This is a genomic window from Chryseobacterium jejuense (assembly GCF_900100075.1).
GTDB classification, from domain to species: Bacteria; Bacteroidota; Bacteroidia; order Flavobacteriales; family Weeksellaceae; genus Chryseobacterium; species Chryseobacterium jejuense.
Genome location: NZ_FNEG01000007.1, coordinates 91,274 through 105,246 on the forward strand (window position 1 = coordinate 91,274; position 13,973 = coordinate 105,246).

The following is a 13,973-nucleotide window of genomic DNA, read 5'->3' on the forward strand; positions in this document are numbered from 1 at the left end:
AATATTTATATCATATTATAATAATTCCAGGCAGCTACAAATACGCCTGCTGTTTCGGTTCTCAATCTTTGATCTCCTAATGAAACAGCTTTGATTTTGTGTTCAGCCAGAAATGCAATTTCTTTTTCAGAAAAGTCTCCTTCAGGACCAATTAAAAAAGTAATCTCCTCCATAGTAGGAATATTCTTAAGTTCCATTCTCTCCAAGTTTTCATGGCAATGGGCCACAAAGGTATTATCAGGATGAATGCTTTTTAGAAAGTCAGAAAGTTTTACCGTATCATTGATAACCGGAAAGTGAAATCTCAAACTTTGTTTAGATGCTGCGATAGCCTGTTTTCTGATCTTATCGATATTAATATTTTTACGTTCTGTTTTTTCTGTAGCAATAATGCTTATTTCAGAGATTCCCATTTCTACAGCTTTTTCCACAAAAAATTCAATCCTGTCAATATTCTTTGTGGGAGCAATGGCAATATGAAGTTTAGGAGTAAAGCCAGGAAGGTCATTTTTAATTTCTGAAACTTCAATGCCAGCTTTTTTTCCTTCTATAACAAGCTTTCCTGAAGCTAAAGCTCCATTTCCATCAGTCACATAGATTTCTTCTCCATCCTTCATTCGAAGAACTTTTACAATGTGCTGCTGTTCCTCTTCGTTGATGATGACTTTATTGCCTGTTATTTCTCCGTAAAATAATTTCATATATCCTGAGTTAAGAATGCAACGCCTGTTTTTATGGTGGTGTAAATGTCCGTATCACATTCTCGGTAGCTGCACATATATATTTCTTCTATCCACTTGTCATTAAGGAAAATAAGATTTAAATATTCCTGTTTTCTTAGGTTGTTTTTGATGGATAAATAATCTCCTTCTTTTGGAGTATAAGGAAAACTAAAAAGATTTTCAGAGTTTATTTTTTCAATAATTTCCTCTTTTATATCCTGAATATATCCTGTTTCAGAGCTTGATGGAAAATAATCAGCATCATCTTCTGAACTTTCATTTTTTCCTGTAACGGTTTCTAAAACCCAGTAATATTTTGAGTTCTTTTTAGAATGTGTTCCCAGTACTTTTTCTTCTAAGAGTATTTTCATAAATCGTATTTTGCTGTAGCAGAAGTTCTAAGGTCTGTGAATTCTCCTCTTTCAAACTTAAGTTGTGCTACCATAGCAATCATAGCTGCATTATCGGTAGTATATTCAAATTTTGGAATGTAGATATTCCATCCTAATTTCTCTTTATTGTCTTCCATAGCCTTTCTTAATGCAGAATTGGCAGAAACTCCACCCGCAATGGCTACGTCTTTTACAGTAAGGTCTTTTGCTGCTTTTTCAAGCTTATTCATTAAGATCTCAATGATGCATTTCTGTACAGAAGCACAAAGGTCGTTAAGGTTTTCCTTAATGAACTCCGGATTCTTTCTGACTTCTTTCTGAATGAAATATAAAACAGATGTTTTAATCCCACTGAAAGAGTAGTCGTAGTTTTCCAGTTTGGGTTTGTTGAATTTAAAAGCATCAGGGTTTCCTTCTTTGGCAAGTCTATCAATGATAGGGCCGGCAGGATAATCCAGATCGAAGATTTTTCCGATTTTATCAAAGGCTTCTCCGGCGGCATCATCGGTAGTTTTTCCAATGATTTCCATGTCAAAATAATCCTTAACCAATACAATCATAGTATGCCCGCCACTTACGGTAAGACATAAGAAAGGGAAAGTAGGCGGCACAGGATTTGCATCCTCGATGAAATGGGCCAGAATGTGAGCTTGAAGGTGATTAACTTCAATTAACGGAACATTAAGACTCATAGCCAGAGACTTAGCAAATGATGTTCCTACCAGAAGTGATCCCAAAAGTCCGGGGCCGCGTGTAAATCCTATAGCAGAGATAGCATTTTGTTGTATATTTGCTTTGGTAAAAGATTTTTCAACAACGGGGATTATATTTTGTTGATGGGCTCGCGAAGCCAATTCAGGAACCACGCCTCCATATTCTTTATGGATAGCCTGGTTCGCAGCAATATTTGAAAGAATAGAATTCCCCTTGATGATAGCTGCTGAGGTGTCGTCGCAAGACGATTCAATACCTAAAATTATAGAGTCGCTCATAATAATGGCAAAGTTAGAGAATAATAACGAGAATGAGAATAAAAAATCAGTAGCTGAAAACCTAGGGGATCAGGTACAGAAGACTGTTGAAAATGTAGAGGGAAAGGTGCGGGAAACAGTAAAAGAAGCATCTGAACTGGCTTCAGACGCTATCAATCATCCTGTAGAAACCGCTGAAGAGTTTGGAAAACAGGCGATGAAAGATGTCACCAGCTACAGCTGGTGGGCAAAGCTTCTTCTTATTCTTTTTTGGTTAGGTATTGTTCTTATTGGAGGAATACTTATTACCATCAATCTTCCGGTTACCAAACAATGGGCAGCAGATCAGGCTCTGAAGCTTGTGAATAATGATTTTAAATCCGGGTTTTCTACAGAAAGTGTAGATGTAAACTATTTCGGAGACGTTACCATAAAAGGATTAAAAGTAAAAGATTACAAGGGTTTAGACTTTATTCAGGCTCGTGAATTCCGCGCTGATTCACACTGGATATCTCTTGCCGTGAATGCCATTTCTGGGAAAAGCAATTCTTTAAGCTTTAATTCCCTTACATTGGTTAATGCAGACGTAAAAGTTATTACTTATAAAGGGGATAGTATTTCCAACTTTGTCCGATTCACAGAATTATTTGATGATGGAAAGAAAAGAGATCCTAAAAAACCTCCTTTTCAACTGAATTCAAGAGTACAGATCATTGATTCTAAAGTATCTATCATTAATCAAAATTCTGAGGGAGATCACGGAAAGTGGCTTACCGCAACAAAATTTAATTTAAAAGCACCCAATGTAAAGGTTGTAGGTCCAAATATTACGGCGCTTATTAATAATATGTCTTTTGTGACCTCCAGATGGGGGAAATCTCATATTGTAGATACCTTTTCAACAGAACTGTCTTTAACCAAGCAGTTTTTGTCGTTAAAACACCTTACTTTAAATACAGACCACACTTTGCTTCAGGGAGATGTTAAATTCAATCTTCATGATGGTTCCTGGGCAGATTTTGCAGATAAGGTTCGCTGGGATATGAATATTAATCAGGGAAGTCAGATAAGTGGTTATGATATCAGTTATTTTGTGACCAATTGGGATAATATTAAGCCTTTCAATCTTTCCGGGAAAATGACGGGACCTTTAAATAAATTCCATTTAGAGAACTTTCTGATCCGAAATCCTGATGTGAATATTGCCACCAAAACAATGAAGGTGGATAACCTGTTGAACGGGCATTTTTCTATTGAAACCAAAGACCTTTCTACAGATTTTACTTACAAGGATCTGAAAGCGATGATGCCAACCTTTATCTCCAGCAAGATGAAAAATTTTGCAGACGATTTTGGAAAGCTGAAGTATAACGGAGCAGCCAAAGTAAATCCCGACCAGGTTTATGTAGAGAGTGGAAATCTAATGACAGGAATTGGGCAGGCAAAAATCTCTAAACTATCTTTAACAGGTTACAGTACGGCTATGCCTAAGTATTCAGGTCGTCTTGAGGTAAAAGATCTTAATACCTCTGTAATCACTAAAAGTAAATCAGTTGGACTGATTTCCGGTAATTTTGATCTCAACGGGCAGAGTTTTGATGTGAATACGATGCGTCTTACCACCAAATCTCAGATTACCAGCATAGAAATTATGGATAAGGTCATCAATAATCTATATTTAGATGGATTATTAGATCACAAAAAATATAATGGGCTGATTACTGTTAATGATGAACAGGCAAAAGCAACAGTTAAAGGGTTAATAGACTTCAGTACATCTAAAATTATGATGGATGTAAATGCAGATGTTACTCAACTGAACATGAATTATTTTACCAATAAACCAGGAAGTCAGATTGTAAGCGGACAGGTTGAAGGTAAAATGTCTATGTCATCCATTAATGACCTTACCTTAGATGTTAGTGCCAATAATCTTTATTTTGCCACTGCTACACAGAAGTATAATATTCCATCAGCAAAATTAAAAACATTTATTGAAGAGGGTGGACGTGTTATTGATGTGGACGCACCTGGAGCTGCAAACGGAAAAATATCAGGTAAATATAATCTTGGGGATCTTGTAGGAATGGTAGAAAACGGAGTAGGAAGAATTCTTGTAGGGCCACCACCGAGAAAAGTATACAGAGGTCAGAATTTTGCTATGAAATTTGATGTTCAGCAAGGATTAGTCAACTATTTCTTGCCGGATCTTAAATTACCAAACGGAGCTGCAGTAGAAGGTGAATATGACGGGGATTCAAATAACTTGATCCTAAACCTTGATGCAACAGCCCTGAAATATATTATGACCAAAGAAGAGGAAATTACTGATGCAGATAAAGCGTTGGCAGCTTCCAATCCAGACTACCAGATCAACAACAGAAAGAATCTCAGCAAAGACAGTGCAATGGTAGATAGTGTTAAAGTTAGGATTAACACTGCAAATCTTGCTCAGCAGCTGTATGCAAGAATCAATAGATTAGAATACAATAAAAATATCATTAAAGATTTCGAACTTAAAGGCAATAACGAAAACGGAAATACCCTTCATCTTGCCACTGTATTCAAGCATGGAAGCCTGGATGACGAGATTAATGAGAAGCTTAAAGAGTATGCCATTAATGTAGATCAGTCTACCGATGCAGCTGGCGATTATGTTTTCAGATTTGAACCTACTGAAGTGAAATTCAATGAAGTTTCCTGGGCTATTGATACGAGTCCGGAATTGAACCATTCCATTACCTATAGGAAGAATACCGGTGATTTTGATATCAGGAATCTGAGAATTTATTCTGATAAGAGCGCTCTGTTTATAAAAGAGGCCGAATTTAAATCTATCAAGGATTTTTATGTAGATGCTGATATCAGCGATTTCGCGATAGAAAAACTGCTGGATATGCAGTCTGGTGGTAACAGTATGGATATAAAAGGTCTTGCCAACGGAAGTGTAAAGATCAAGATGGATAAAAGCACTTTACAGCCTTTGGTAGATCTTACGGTAGATGATATTAAAATGAATGGGAATGATATGGGAGATATTTCCATTTCAGCAACCAATGGATTCTCATTGAACGTATATGATATTGATGTAAAAGTTCATTCTGCAGGAGTGTTAGGAAATAACAGTTTAAATCTTACGGGTACTGTAAATAACAATACAGCGTCTCCAGATATTGATCTGACGGCAGAAATGCGTGATTTTGACCTGTCATTTACCCAGCAGTTTGTTCAAACTATTTTTGGAAACCTTAGAGGTAAGGCTACAGGTGATCTTAAGATTAACGGAAAGCTTAATAATCTTGATTATAGTGGTGATATTGCGTTGAAGGATTTTGGATTAAAACTTCTGTTTACAGGAGTGGATTATTCATTTGATGATAACGTGATTCAATTAACCAAAGGGCTTGCCATTCTTAACAATATTGAAGTACATGATGGAAGAACCAATTCCAAAGGAAATATTTCCGGGGCAATCAGGTTCGAAACACTTTCTTCAATGGGTATTGATTTGATCATGAGGGCAGATAATCTTTTGGTATTAAATTCTACACAGAAAGATTCCGACCTGTTTTGGGGAAGAGTTTACGGACAAGGGGATTTGTATGTATCCGGCCCTGTATCCGGTTTAAGTATAACCACTCCTAATATGAGGGCGCTTAATGGAAGTACCTTTACTTTTAACTCGAGTTCCACTTCAAATGTTGAAGAGTTCAAGATGCTGAGATTCCTGAAAGAAGGAAAGGACGGTTTGGTAACGTTGGAAGAAAAGAAAAAAACAGGTGCCAATATGTATATTGATTTCAATTTGGCAGTAGATAAAGGAACTACGGTAAATGTATTGATTGGAGATGATGTAGGAAGCATTACTGTAAAAGGAACAGCTGATCCGTTGAGGTTCCAGATGAGCCGTCAGGGAAATATTGCCATGAATGGTACCTATAAGGTTGATAACGGAACATTCGTATCCAAAGCGATTCTTAACAAAACTTTCCAGATCCAGAAAAACAGCAGCATCAGATGGGATGGTGATGCCATGAAGCCGGCACTAGATATTACAGCCAATTATGTAAGAATGGTTTCCAATGCGGGGGAATATCTGAGTATGGGAAAACTGCAGCCAATAAGTATTTTGTTACAGGCTAATATTACTGAGTCTTTGATAGATCCTATAGTGGAATTGAATGTTACGGCGATGGATGTTTCCAGCCAGGTAAGAGAAACATTGGCTGCCAAAATGAGCCAGGAAGGAGAAAAAGTACTTCAGTTCGGTTCCGTTCTTCTACTAAGTACCTTCAATGTTTCCAATACCGGAGGAGTAGATGTAAATATGGGTAACGTTGCAGAATCACAAGGATATAACATGCTTCTAAAGCAGCTTGGGTCGGTTCTTAATACCATGAGTAATGAATTCCAGATTGACCTGAACTATGTGAAAGGTGACCAAAATTCAAATACGGCAGACAGAGCGAATGCGGGAGTTAGCGTAGCCCTTTCACCAAGGGTAAATATCAAGACCGGATTGGGTATTCCATTATCCAAAACAGAAGCTAATGCTACCGGAGCGCAGAATAATTATCTTTCAGGAGAAGGGTCTATAGAGTATGATTTATCTAAGAAGAATGACGGTACTTTGGTGGTAAGAGGATATTCTAAGCCTACGAACATCGGAATGATCAGTACAAACGGAACTGCTAATCAAGCCTATGGAGTAGGGGTGATGTGGAGTAAAAGCTTTAATTCTTTGTTTAAAAAGAAGAAAAAAGACAAAAAAGTGTCTCCTGAGAAAACGGAAATAAAAACAGATTCTATAAAATCAAATGCTAAATAATCGGAATATTTTAATGATTTTTATCATCCGTGTTAATTATTGTTAATATTTGATATATATTTTTTAGTTAAATTATTTTTCGTAAATTTGCAAAAAATACATAGATTTTTTAAAGAAATTGTAATTTAACTAATATGAACTATCAACTGGACGAAATAGACAAGAAGATTCTTGATTTCTTAGTAGAAAACACAAGAATGCCTTTTACAGAAATTGCTAAGCAGATGGATGTTTCTGCTGGAACAATTCACGTAAGAGTGAAAAAGATGGAAGATGCAGGTATTATTTTGGGATCATCTCTAAGCATCGATTATGGTAAGCTGGACTATCATTTTACAGCTTTCATTGGAATTCTTTTGACAAAATCAAACCGTACTCAGGAAGTATTAAAAGAATTGTCAGTTATTCCTAACGTAATTGAAGCTAGCGTTATTTCTGGAAAATATAATATTTTCTGTAAAGTAAGAGCTAAGAATACGGATGATGCTAAAAGAATTATCTATCAAATTGACGACATTCAGGACGTAATGAGAACTGAAAGTATGATCTCTATGGAGGAATTCCTAAGCGATAAAAATAGACTGATTAACGCAATCTCTATTTAATTCAAATTTTAAACGAATTACTATAAAAGAACTTATGAAATTTCTCATAAGTTCTTTATTTTTGTACCTATGGAAGAATACAGCTATTTTGACGAGGATCCGAAGAAAGGATGGGGTTTTGTATTGGCATTTGCTGCCTTAATGTTGTTTACCGTAATGGGTCTGGGAATAGATGTTGATGAATATCTTCAGCATGAATACCTGGATATCCCGAGATGGTACTTTTATGTTATCTTTTCAGTGGATGCATTGATGATGATAGGACTGATCCTGATGTTCTTCTACAAAAAAATAGGAATCATTATGTTTCCGGCTTTATTGGTGATGCATTTCTTTATGCACAATTACTATCTGTCTACCTTCCTGTATACGGATGTTACCAATCTTTTCCTGTTTACAGGTTTTGGAATGCTGGCCATTATTCCGAAGTGGAAATTTTTTAAATAAGAGTTTTTTACCTCTCTTATATCTATATAATGAAATAGCTTTTAGACACCGTTTAAAAGCTATTTTAGTTTTTGTAACTCATAATGGTAGATGGCTTTCTGTTTCAGCGGATTTTTGCTCCATTCTGTCCACTCATTGGTATAAGGATTATAACCACATTTCAGAGGCTTTGATAGATCCAGGTTTTCTGCGCTATAATGTGATCGTTCTGTATAAGCCCTGCAATCCGTACAGATATGCCTGAATTCGCAGTCTTTGCAGCCTTCTATGCTGTCTTTGGTGATGTCCCAGTATTTCTTGAATCCAGGCTTTGCGAAAGCTTCCTCAAGACTAGTGTTCAGAATATTCCCAAAACTTTCCTGCATTAAAGGACAATTTTTAATATTCCCCTCACTATCTATACTGATCTTCTTGTGAAGACAAGAGTTATGGTTGATGGCTTCCAGTACTTTAGGGAGATTGGTATTGAAATACTTTATATCTACCTTCCCACACGATGATATTTTTAGATCTTCTCTTGTAAAGGTAACTGTGAAATGAAGGTTATTTTTTATTTTAAAAGAAAGCGATGGAGAACAATATACTATAAGGTTGTTAATTCGGGATACTTTTTCATTTAGCTTGTCAAATAAATCACTATTAATTTGGTTGTGGTAAGGGAAATAAATATCAATATTTTCTAGGGGAGTAGCTTTAAACAATAAATCAATTTCCAGAATCTCATCATATGTCATCTCATTTTTGGTGAATATAATGAGATGTCTACTATTCAGATTTTCTATGGAATGTTTTATTTTGTAAAGGACCTCTAGTTTGTCCAGTTCTAGAAAAATATTGGAAATAGTATTATAATCTTTATACTCATAAGACAATGGCGGAAAATTGTCTGTCCAGTTATTTTCAGTGATAAAGCCATATTCTCTTTCCAAAAGAATATCTATATACTCTTGGACAATTTCTTTAGATTCATGGTCATAGCTCGTCAGGATGTTCTCAATAGAACAAGTTTTAAGATCCTCAATAAGCGCATACAGCTCTAAGGGATATAACTCTGATATATTTCTTTGTAAATCTGAAATAAGGATTCTAGTGACACCTTTTGTAATCATAATATTGCTAAACAAATTGAAGTATTTCATAGAATTCTTACTAGAAATTTATTAGGTTTTAGCTTTACATAAAAATCTGTCTGGAATTTTTTGCAGTCTATGGTAGTACCGGCAGGGGTTTGTCTTGTTTTATTTTTTACTACTTCTACATATTTAAAAATAAGAGGAAGGTGTTTTTTCTCTTTGGGTATAAAGTTCTTTTTCATAAGTATTCTGCTATTTTTTTTTCTAATGAATAGTTACATTTAACCGACAAGCCAAGAAACTGACCCACTGCATTAACTTCTAAAAAATAATGTTTATCTCCACTTTTAATAAAATCCAAAGAACCGCAGTTGAGATCTAATGATAACATTAGTAGCCGTACTTTTTCTTCAATATCTTTAGGAAGATAATAAGGTACATTTCTGTTAGGCTTTTTAGTATTATATTTTCTGAAATCAATTTTAGTTTGTTCATCATTCTGAGAAAAAATAGCTGTTGACCAAAGGTGCCCATTCAGAAAAAAACTTCTGATCTCGAAATCTTTTTCAATTTTTTCTTGAAAGAAAGTGGTAAAGAAATTTGTATTCTCTCGTTCTTCAACTACAGAAGTGTACATCATACCACTATAATTTTTAATAATGTTTTCCATTCTTGGATTTTCTCCTATGGTTTTCATAATGGTTTTATTCAGATCTACATCATCAGTATTTTCAGCAAGGAAATAGGGCGGGATATGTAAGCCATATTTTTGTGCTTGTTCCAATACCCATAACTTATTAATATCACTATTGCTTTCTTTGTTAATATGTTTTTTCGATTCCAGTTTTTTTCTAACATAATCTTCTAACCAATGCTGGTATTCATCCATACTCAGGTTAATAGAATTATTTTTATACTGTAAACGGTTGAATTGTAAGCCTCCTCTTCTATACCAGACACTGGTGATGTCATCAATAAAAAAACAATTTCTATGACTTTCTAAATAAATTCTTTTATCTTTTGTTCTGATATTAAAAACTTCATCTTCATGAATCCGAATGAAATTTTTCTTCATCTTTACTAACCACTTTGTCACCTCAGTAGTTGTAGTTTCTTGATTTTGTGAGATAATCAGAATCATTTTTCCACTTTATTCTTTTTATAATAATCTTTTATAATAGCATTTCCGTGTTTCATACTTGGCAATCCTATGCTTTTCCGGTTACGATTGATAGCTGTAGAATCTTTTACAGAACTTTGTCCTACATATATGTAATAAATAGGATCCTTTTTAAGAACATACAGATTGTATCGGTCTATCATGGCAGCATAGTCTCGAGGTGGACATTCACCAGATTTTACGTATTCTAATATTTTGGTTTTAAAATATTGGTGATATTCATCATAATTTGCCATATGAAGGAGTAAGGGACCAACAGGCATAAACAAATTATTATTCCATAAACCTATTTTTTGTATGCTGGGAAACCCTTCATTTTCAAACATCCACTTAAGCATTTCAGCATTTTTCCTGTCATTTATAATAATGTCCAAATTATTTTTGCGGCTTTCCTGATCCCGTTTAAAAGCAATACTGAAAGAATCTATTAGTTTTCTGTTATTTTTACTTTTCCATTCTGCAACATCCTGCTCCATTTCTTGGGGTGTTATGCCATTTTTTTGAAACAAATGCATAAGAGTGCTATCCTCCTTTTTGTACTGCCAATAGGGAGCAACTAAAAGAATAAGTTTACGAAGACTCTTCTTTCCTCCAAAGTTTTTATGCTGCTGATCAGAGAGTTTGATATAAGTTTCATACTCCTCGATGCGATCTTGATTTAAAGGCGGATATCGTCTGAATAATTTTTTATATTGTTTTACAGTGGCGCGGGTATCTTTTTTAAAACGGTAAATACTGTCAATATTATTAACCTGATTATAGTAAGTAATGTAATTTAAGTTTCTGTTTTTGCAGGAAGAAAGAATAAACAAAATAATAATACAAGAGAAGTATAAAAAATATTTTCCCATACATGTAAGTTTTTAGAAATGATATATAAACAGATGATTGATTTGATAAGAATAATAAGCTATAGAGGAATTTTCCTCTATAGCTTATTAAATATTAGCACTCGCCTACATATAATGTATTGAGAAGTTTAGCGTCTTTCCAAGTTTGTTTATCATAACACTGTGCACCACCATCCGTTGCTATATAACTATAATCTCCTGCACCTTGAATTAACTTCAAATCATTTCTGTTGATCTTTTTGTTTTCTATAGAAGAGAAATTTCTCTTCATTCCAACTAATTTTTTCATTTTTGATAGTTTTTTGTTTATTAAATAAAATGTTCTGCCATACCATCCCTGGCATTGGGTGATTCATTCTTGTATTTAATTTGTACTGTACACATACCATTAAAAACAGAATTGTATCAACGTTGATGGTTCAAAACTAAAAATAATTTTATCACTTAATGGTGATAATGTTTGTAATTTATTTGTGTTTTTTATTCCGAATTATCCTATTGTGTACAGACTTTTTACAGATTTTTTCAATTGAGTTTTAGGAAGTTTTAATAGAAATTCTGGAAAATTTAAAATAGTATAAATTATTGATTGGGAAGAAAATGAAAAAAAATAACTGAATGAAAATCAAAAACTGAATTATTTTTTATTGTACATAAATCATACATAATCACTCAATGTGCATGAGTGAGTTTAAACTATGCAAAATTAAATAATGGTTTAGGGGTGTATTTAATAAATAAATCACATAGGATGTAGTAAAATATTAAAATGAATGGGTAAACAAACCTATTATTATAGCAAAATGTATTTATAAGATTCCTTAAAAAATTCATGCATTTGTGGCCAAAAGAATAGTGGCATTATTAAGAAAATACTCTCTGAAAGAAGGTGTCCAAAACCATATTCTCATCCAATCCAAATTTCTTTTTCAGACGATATTTGGTCATTCTTACACTTTTAGGTTCCACATTCAGAAGATTGGCAATTTGTTTGGTATCCATTCCCAGGTAAATATAAGCGCAGTATTTAAGGTCCAATGGTGTCAATTTTTGTTTAGCTTTTTCATTAATGTTTTTGAAAAAGTTGGGATGTAATTCCTGGATGGTAAACCTGATCTTTTCAAAATCATTATCTACGCGGCTTTCTTCTTTTACCACCCGGCTGATATTAATATCGCTATCTGAAAGTTGGGTCTGCAGCTGTTGGAGTACCTCATTTTTATGCTGAATATGGAGCTGGCTGGCTAAGACTTCACTCTGAAGTTTTTGCTGTCGTAAGGTAAGAAGTTCCTGTTCGGCTTTTAATCTGGCCTGTTCCTCCTCTTGAAGTTTTACCAGCATTTCAGCTTCGTGTTTTTCCGTATTTAATTTTTTTTCTCGTATTATGGAGTACCGTAATTTATAATGATAGGAGCGGAACATAAAAAATGCTCCAATTAATCCTATAATTCCCAGTCCGATATACAGGAATTTTTCCTTTTTAAGACTCAACGTTTTCTCAGTCAAAGCTTTTAACTCAGTTTCTTTTTTCTGAGACTGAAACTGGGCTTCCAGTCTTTTTGCGGTTTCTGCCTGTCCTTCATTGTAAAGAAGATTGTTATATTCTGTTACTTTCGTCTGATATTCATAAGCCTTTTGATAATTTTTCTGTCTTTCATACAGCTTAGAAAGATCAGAAACTACATTAATCATGACATGATAATACACCGGCTTCTGAGTCAATAGAATTTGCTCGGCTTTTAGAAGATATTGTTCAGATAAGGCGTCATCTTGGTCCCGTGTAGCGAGGTTACTGAGAATTCCAAACGCACCCGCCTGGATGCCTTGATTTAAAGTTGTATGCCGGGTAAGTGCCAGAATCTTATTGGAGTTACCCTGAATTTCCTTACGGATTTCCGGAGTAATAATTGGATAGCTCAGATAGTAGTTGGCAAGATTTAATAAAGCTAAAGCATGGGCATGGGCTGAAACCTGTCCCGGAAACTGCTGATAAAGGGCAACAGCCTTTTTACACATCTCTATGACCAATTTTAAATCCTTTAAGTCTCCAGTTTTTTCAAAAGGGAAATAATAACAGACTGCCATGGCAGAATATGCAGAGCTCAGCATGTTTTTATTTCCTGATTTTTGAGCCAGTTCTGTTGCTTTTTGAGCATATAATGTGGCATTCTTTGCGTCATTCCATTCAGAGTGGATACCATATAGAAGATAATTGAGTTTTGCATTCAGCAGAATTTCTGAAGGCTGTTTTTCAACCTCTGGAAGGATTTTCTGAATAAGTTTCATGGTATTCTCAGATTCTCCCAGGGTATTATTATAGTAGATATTCAGATAAGCAGCATACAATGAAGCTGTTTTATCATTTGTTTTTTTGGCGGTTGCATTAGCAGCGTCAATAAGTGGTGGAACCTTATCGTATTGAGATTGGTTGAGTTTTATGATTCCATTCTGAACCAAAGCCTTTACTTCTTCCGTATAATGGTGCTCACTTTTTGCCAGTTTTAATTGTTCCTGAACATATTTTTCAGCAACAGGATATTGGTCACTTACTCTATAGTATTCTGTAAGCTCATTATAAACTTTAAATTTTTCCGCAGCAGAACTGTTGCTCTTTAACTGATTTTCAAGTCCGTCAATGAATGTATTTTGTGCCGGGCAAAGAATACAGATAAAGAATATAAAGTATAAAAAAGAGAACTGCAGTTTCATGAGGTGAAAGTACAAAAATTGACAACACCTATCAATAATTCATGGTAAAAAATGAAAATGTGACTGTAGTTTAAGTTGTTGTTAATTAGTTGTTTGTGTAGAGTTGTAGACGCTTTGTAGGCGTTTGTTTGAAGACTTGAAGTTGTTTTGTAGTAACGCAGAAAATTGGAGTTATGCTTTTCTGTTGCAATTTTG

The 13,973-nt window shown here is 34.5% G+C and carries 12 protein-coding genes; 3 read left to right on the forward strand and 9 right to left on the reverse strand.

All coding sequences use genetic code 11. The features are described 5' to 3' along the window. Window positions 1–5 precede the first annotated feature (5 nt). The 3 genes from BLS98_RS19660 to tsaD are packed head-to-tail and all read right to left on the reverse strand — an operon-like array spanning window position 6 to window position 2,106. Window positions 6–701, reverse strand: coding sequence for an RsmE family RNA methyltransferase (locus BLS98_RS19660; protein WP_089738661.1), 696 nt, complete (start codon window positions 699–701; stop codon window positions 6–8). Continuing rightward, window positions 698–1,093, reverse strand: a complete 396-nt coding sequence (locus tag BLS98_RS19665; protein ID WP_089738663.1) for a hypothetical protein — start codon at window positions 1,091–1,093, stop codon at window positions 698–700. Before BLS98_RS19665 ends, BLS98_RS19660 begins: the two co-directional genes overlap by 4 nt. After that, window positions 1,090–2,106: a tRNA (adenosine(37)-N6)-threonylcarbamoyltransferase complex transferase subunit TsaD gene (gene tsaD, locus BLS98_RS19670; RefSeq protein ID WP_089738665.1), complete on the reverse strand. Its 1,017-nt coding sequence runs from the start codon at window positions 2,104–2,106 to the stop codon at window positions 1,090–1,092. The genes BLS98_RS19665 and tsaD overlap by 4 nt, the downstream gene beginning before the upstream one ends. A gap of 4 nt (window positions 2,107–2,110) precedes the next feature. Between tsaD and BLS98_RS19675 the strand changes: the two genes are divergently transcribed. The 3 genes from BLS98_RS19675 (at window position 2,111) to BLS98_RS19685 (ending at window position 7,965) form a co-directional block, all read left to right on the forward strand. Further along, window positions 2,111–6,913: a translocation/assembly module TamB domain-containing protein gene (locus BLS98_RS19675; RefSeq protein WP_089738666.1), complete on the forward strand. Its 4,803-nt coding sequence runs from the start codon at window positions 2,111–2,113 to the stop codon at window positions 6,911–6,913. Window positions 6,914–7,047: 134 nt separating this feature from the next. Continuing rightward, window positions 7,048–7,518, forward strand: coding sequence for an Lrp/AsnC family transcriptional regulator (locus BLS98_RS19680; protein ID WP_045493567.1), 471 nt, complete (start codon window positions 7,048–7,050; stop codon window positions 7,516–7,518). Between the two features lie 69 nt (window positions 7,519–7,587). Continuing rightward, entirely contained in the window at window positions 7,588–7,965 is a 378-nt protein-coding gene (locus BLS98_RS19685) for a hypothetical protein (protein ID WP_089738668.1), read from the forward strand. A gap of 59 nt (window positions 7,966–8,024) precedes the next feature. Here BLS98_RS19685 and gwsS read toward each other — a convergent pair whose 3' ends face one another. From gwsS to BLS98_RS19715, 6 genes are all read right to left on the reverse strand, one after another. Continuing rightward, complete coding sequence (gwsS, locus tag BLS98_RS19690) at window positions 8,025–9,104, reverse strand: grasp-with-spasm system SPASM domain peptide maturase (RefSeq protein ID WP_089738671.1); 1,080 nt, start codon at window positions 9,102–9,104, stop codon at window positions 8,025–8,027. Beyond that, window positions 9,101–9,280, reverse strand: coding sequence for a hypothetical protein (locus BLS98_RS19695; RefSeq protein ID WP_089738673.1), 180 nt, complete (start codon window positions 9,278–9,280; stop codon window positions 9,101–9,103). Before BLS98_RS19695 ends, gwsS begins: the two co-directional genes overlap by 4 nt. Continuing rightward, a complete protein-coding gene (gwsG, locus tag BLS98_RS19700) occupies window positions 9,277–10,179 on the reverse strand; it encodes a grasp-with-spasm system ATP-grasp peptide maturase (protein ID WP_089738676.1) in 903 nt (300 codons plus the stop codon). The genes BLS98_RS19695 and gwsG overlap by 4 nt, the downstream gene beginning before the upstream one ends. Beyond that, complete coding sequence (locus tag BLS98_RS19705; RefSeq protein WP_089738678.1) at window positions 10,176–11,069, reverse strand: hypothetical protein; 894 nt, start codon at window positions 11,067–11,069, stop codon at window positions 10,176–10,178. The genes gwsG and BLS98_RS19705 overlap by 4 nt, the downstream gene beginning before the upstream one ends. 94 nt (window positions 11,070–11,163) lie before the next feature. Further along, entirely contained in the window at window positions 11,164–11,358 is a 195-nt protein-coding gene (locus tag BLS98_RS19710) for a TIGR04139 family peptide modification target (protein WP_089738680.1), read from the reverse strand. 575 nt (window positions 11,359–11,933) lie between these two features. After that, window positions 11,934–13,778: a helix-turn-helix transcriptional regulator gene (locus BLS98_RS19715; RefSeq protein WP_089738682.1), complete on the reverse strand. Its 1,845-nt coding sequence runs from the start codon at window positions 13,776–13,778 to the stop codon at window positions 11,934–11,936. Window positions 13,779–13,973: the final 195 nt, after the last annotated feature.

What these genes read in the sequence shown, in the direction of transcription:
- BLS98_RS19660 (WP_089738661.1), bottom strand. Translation starts at nt 701, where the DNA reads ATGAAATTATTTTACGGAGAAATAACAGGCAATAAAGTCATCATCAAC.
- BLS98_RS19705 (WP_089738678.1), bottom strand. Translation starts at nt 11,069, where the DNA reads ATGGGAAAATATTTTTTATACTTCTCTTGTATTATTATTTTGTTTATT.
- BLS98_RS19685 (WP_089738668.1), top strand. Translation starts at nt 7,588, where the DNA reads ATGGAAGAATACAGCTATTTTGACGAGGATCCGAAGAAAGGATGGGGT.
- BLS98_RS19680 (WP_045493567.1), top strand. Translation starts at nt 7,048, where the DNA reads ATGAACTATCAACTGGACGAAATAGACAAGAAGATTCTTGATTTCTTA.
- BLS98_RS19715 (WP_089738682.1), bottom strand. Translation starts at nt 13,778, where the DNA reads ATGAAACTGCAGTTCTCTTTTTTATACTTTATATTCTTTATCTGTATT.
- BLS98_RS19710 (WP_089738680.1), bottom strand. Translation starts at nt 11,358, where the DNA reads ATGAAAAAATTAGTTGGAATGAAGAGAAATTTCTCTTCTATAGAAAAC.
- gwsS (WP_089738671.1), bottom strand. Translation starts at nt 9,104, where the DNA reads ATGAAATACTTCAATTTGTTTAGCAATATTATGATTACAAAAGGTGTC.
- BLS98_RS19695 (WP_089738673.1), bottom strand. Translation starts at nt 9,280, where the DNA reads ATGAAAAAGAACTTTATACCCAAAGAGAAAAAACACCTTCCTCTTATT.
- BLS98_RS19675 (WP_089738666.1), top strand. Translation starts at nt 2,111, where the DNA reads ATGGCAAAGTTAGAGAATAATAACGAGAATGAGAATAAAAAATCAGTA.
- BLS98_RS19665 (WP_089738663.1), bottom strand. Translation starts at nt 1,093, where the DNA reads ATGAAAATACTCTTAGAAGAAAAAGTACTGGGAACACATTCTAAAAAG.
- gwsG (WP_089738676.1), bottom strand. Translation starts at nt 10,179, where the DNA reads ATGATTCTGATTATCTCACAAAATCAAGAAACTACAACTACTGAGGTG.
- tsaD (WP_089738665.1), bottom strand. Translation starts at nt 2,106, where the DNA reads ATGAGCGACTCTATAATTTTAGGTATTGAATCGTCTTGCGACGACACC.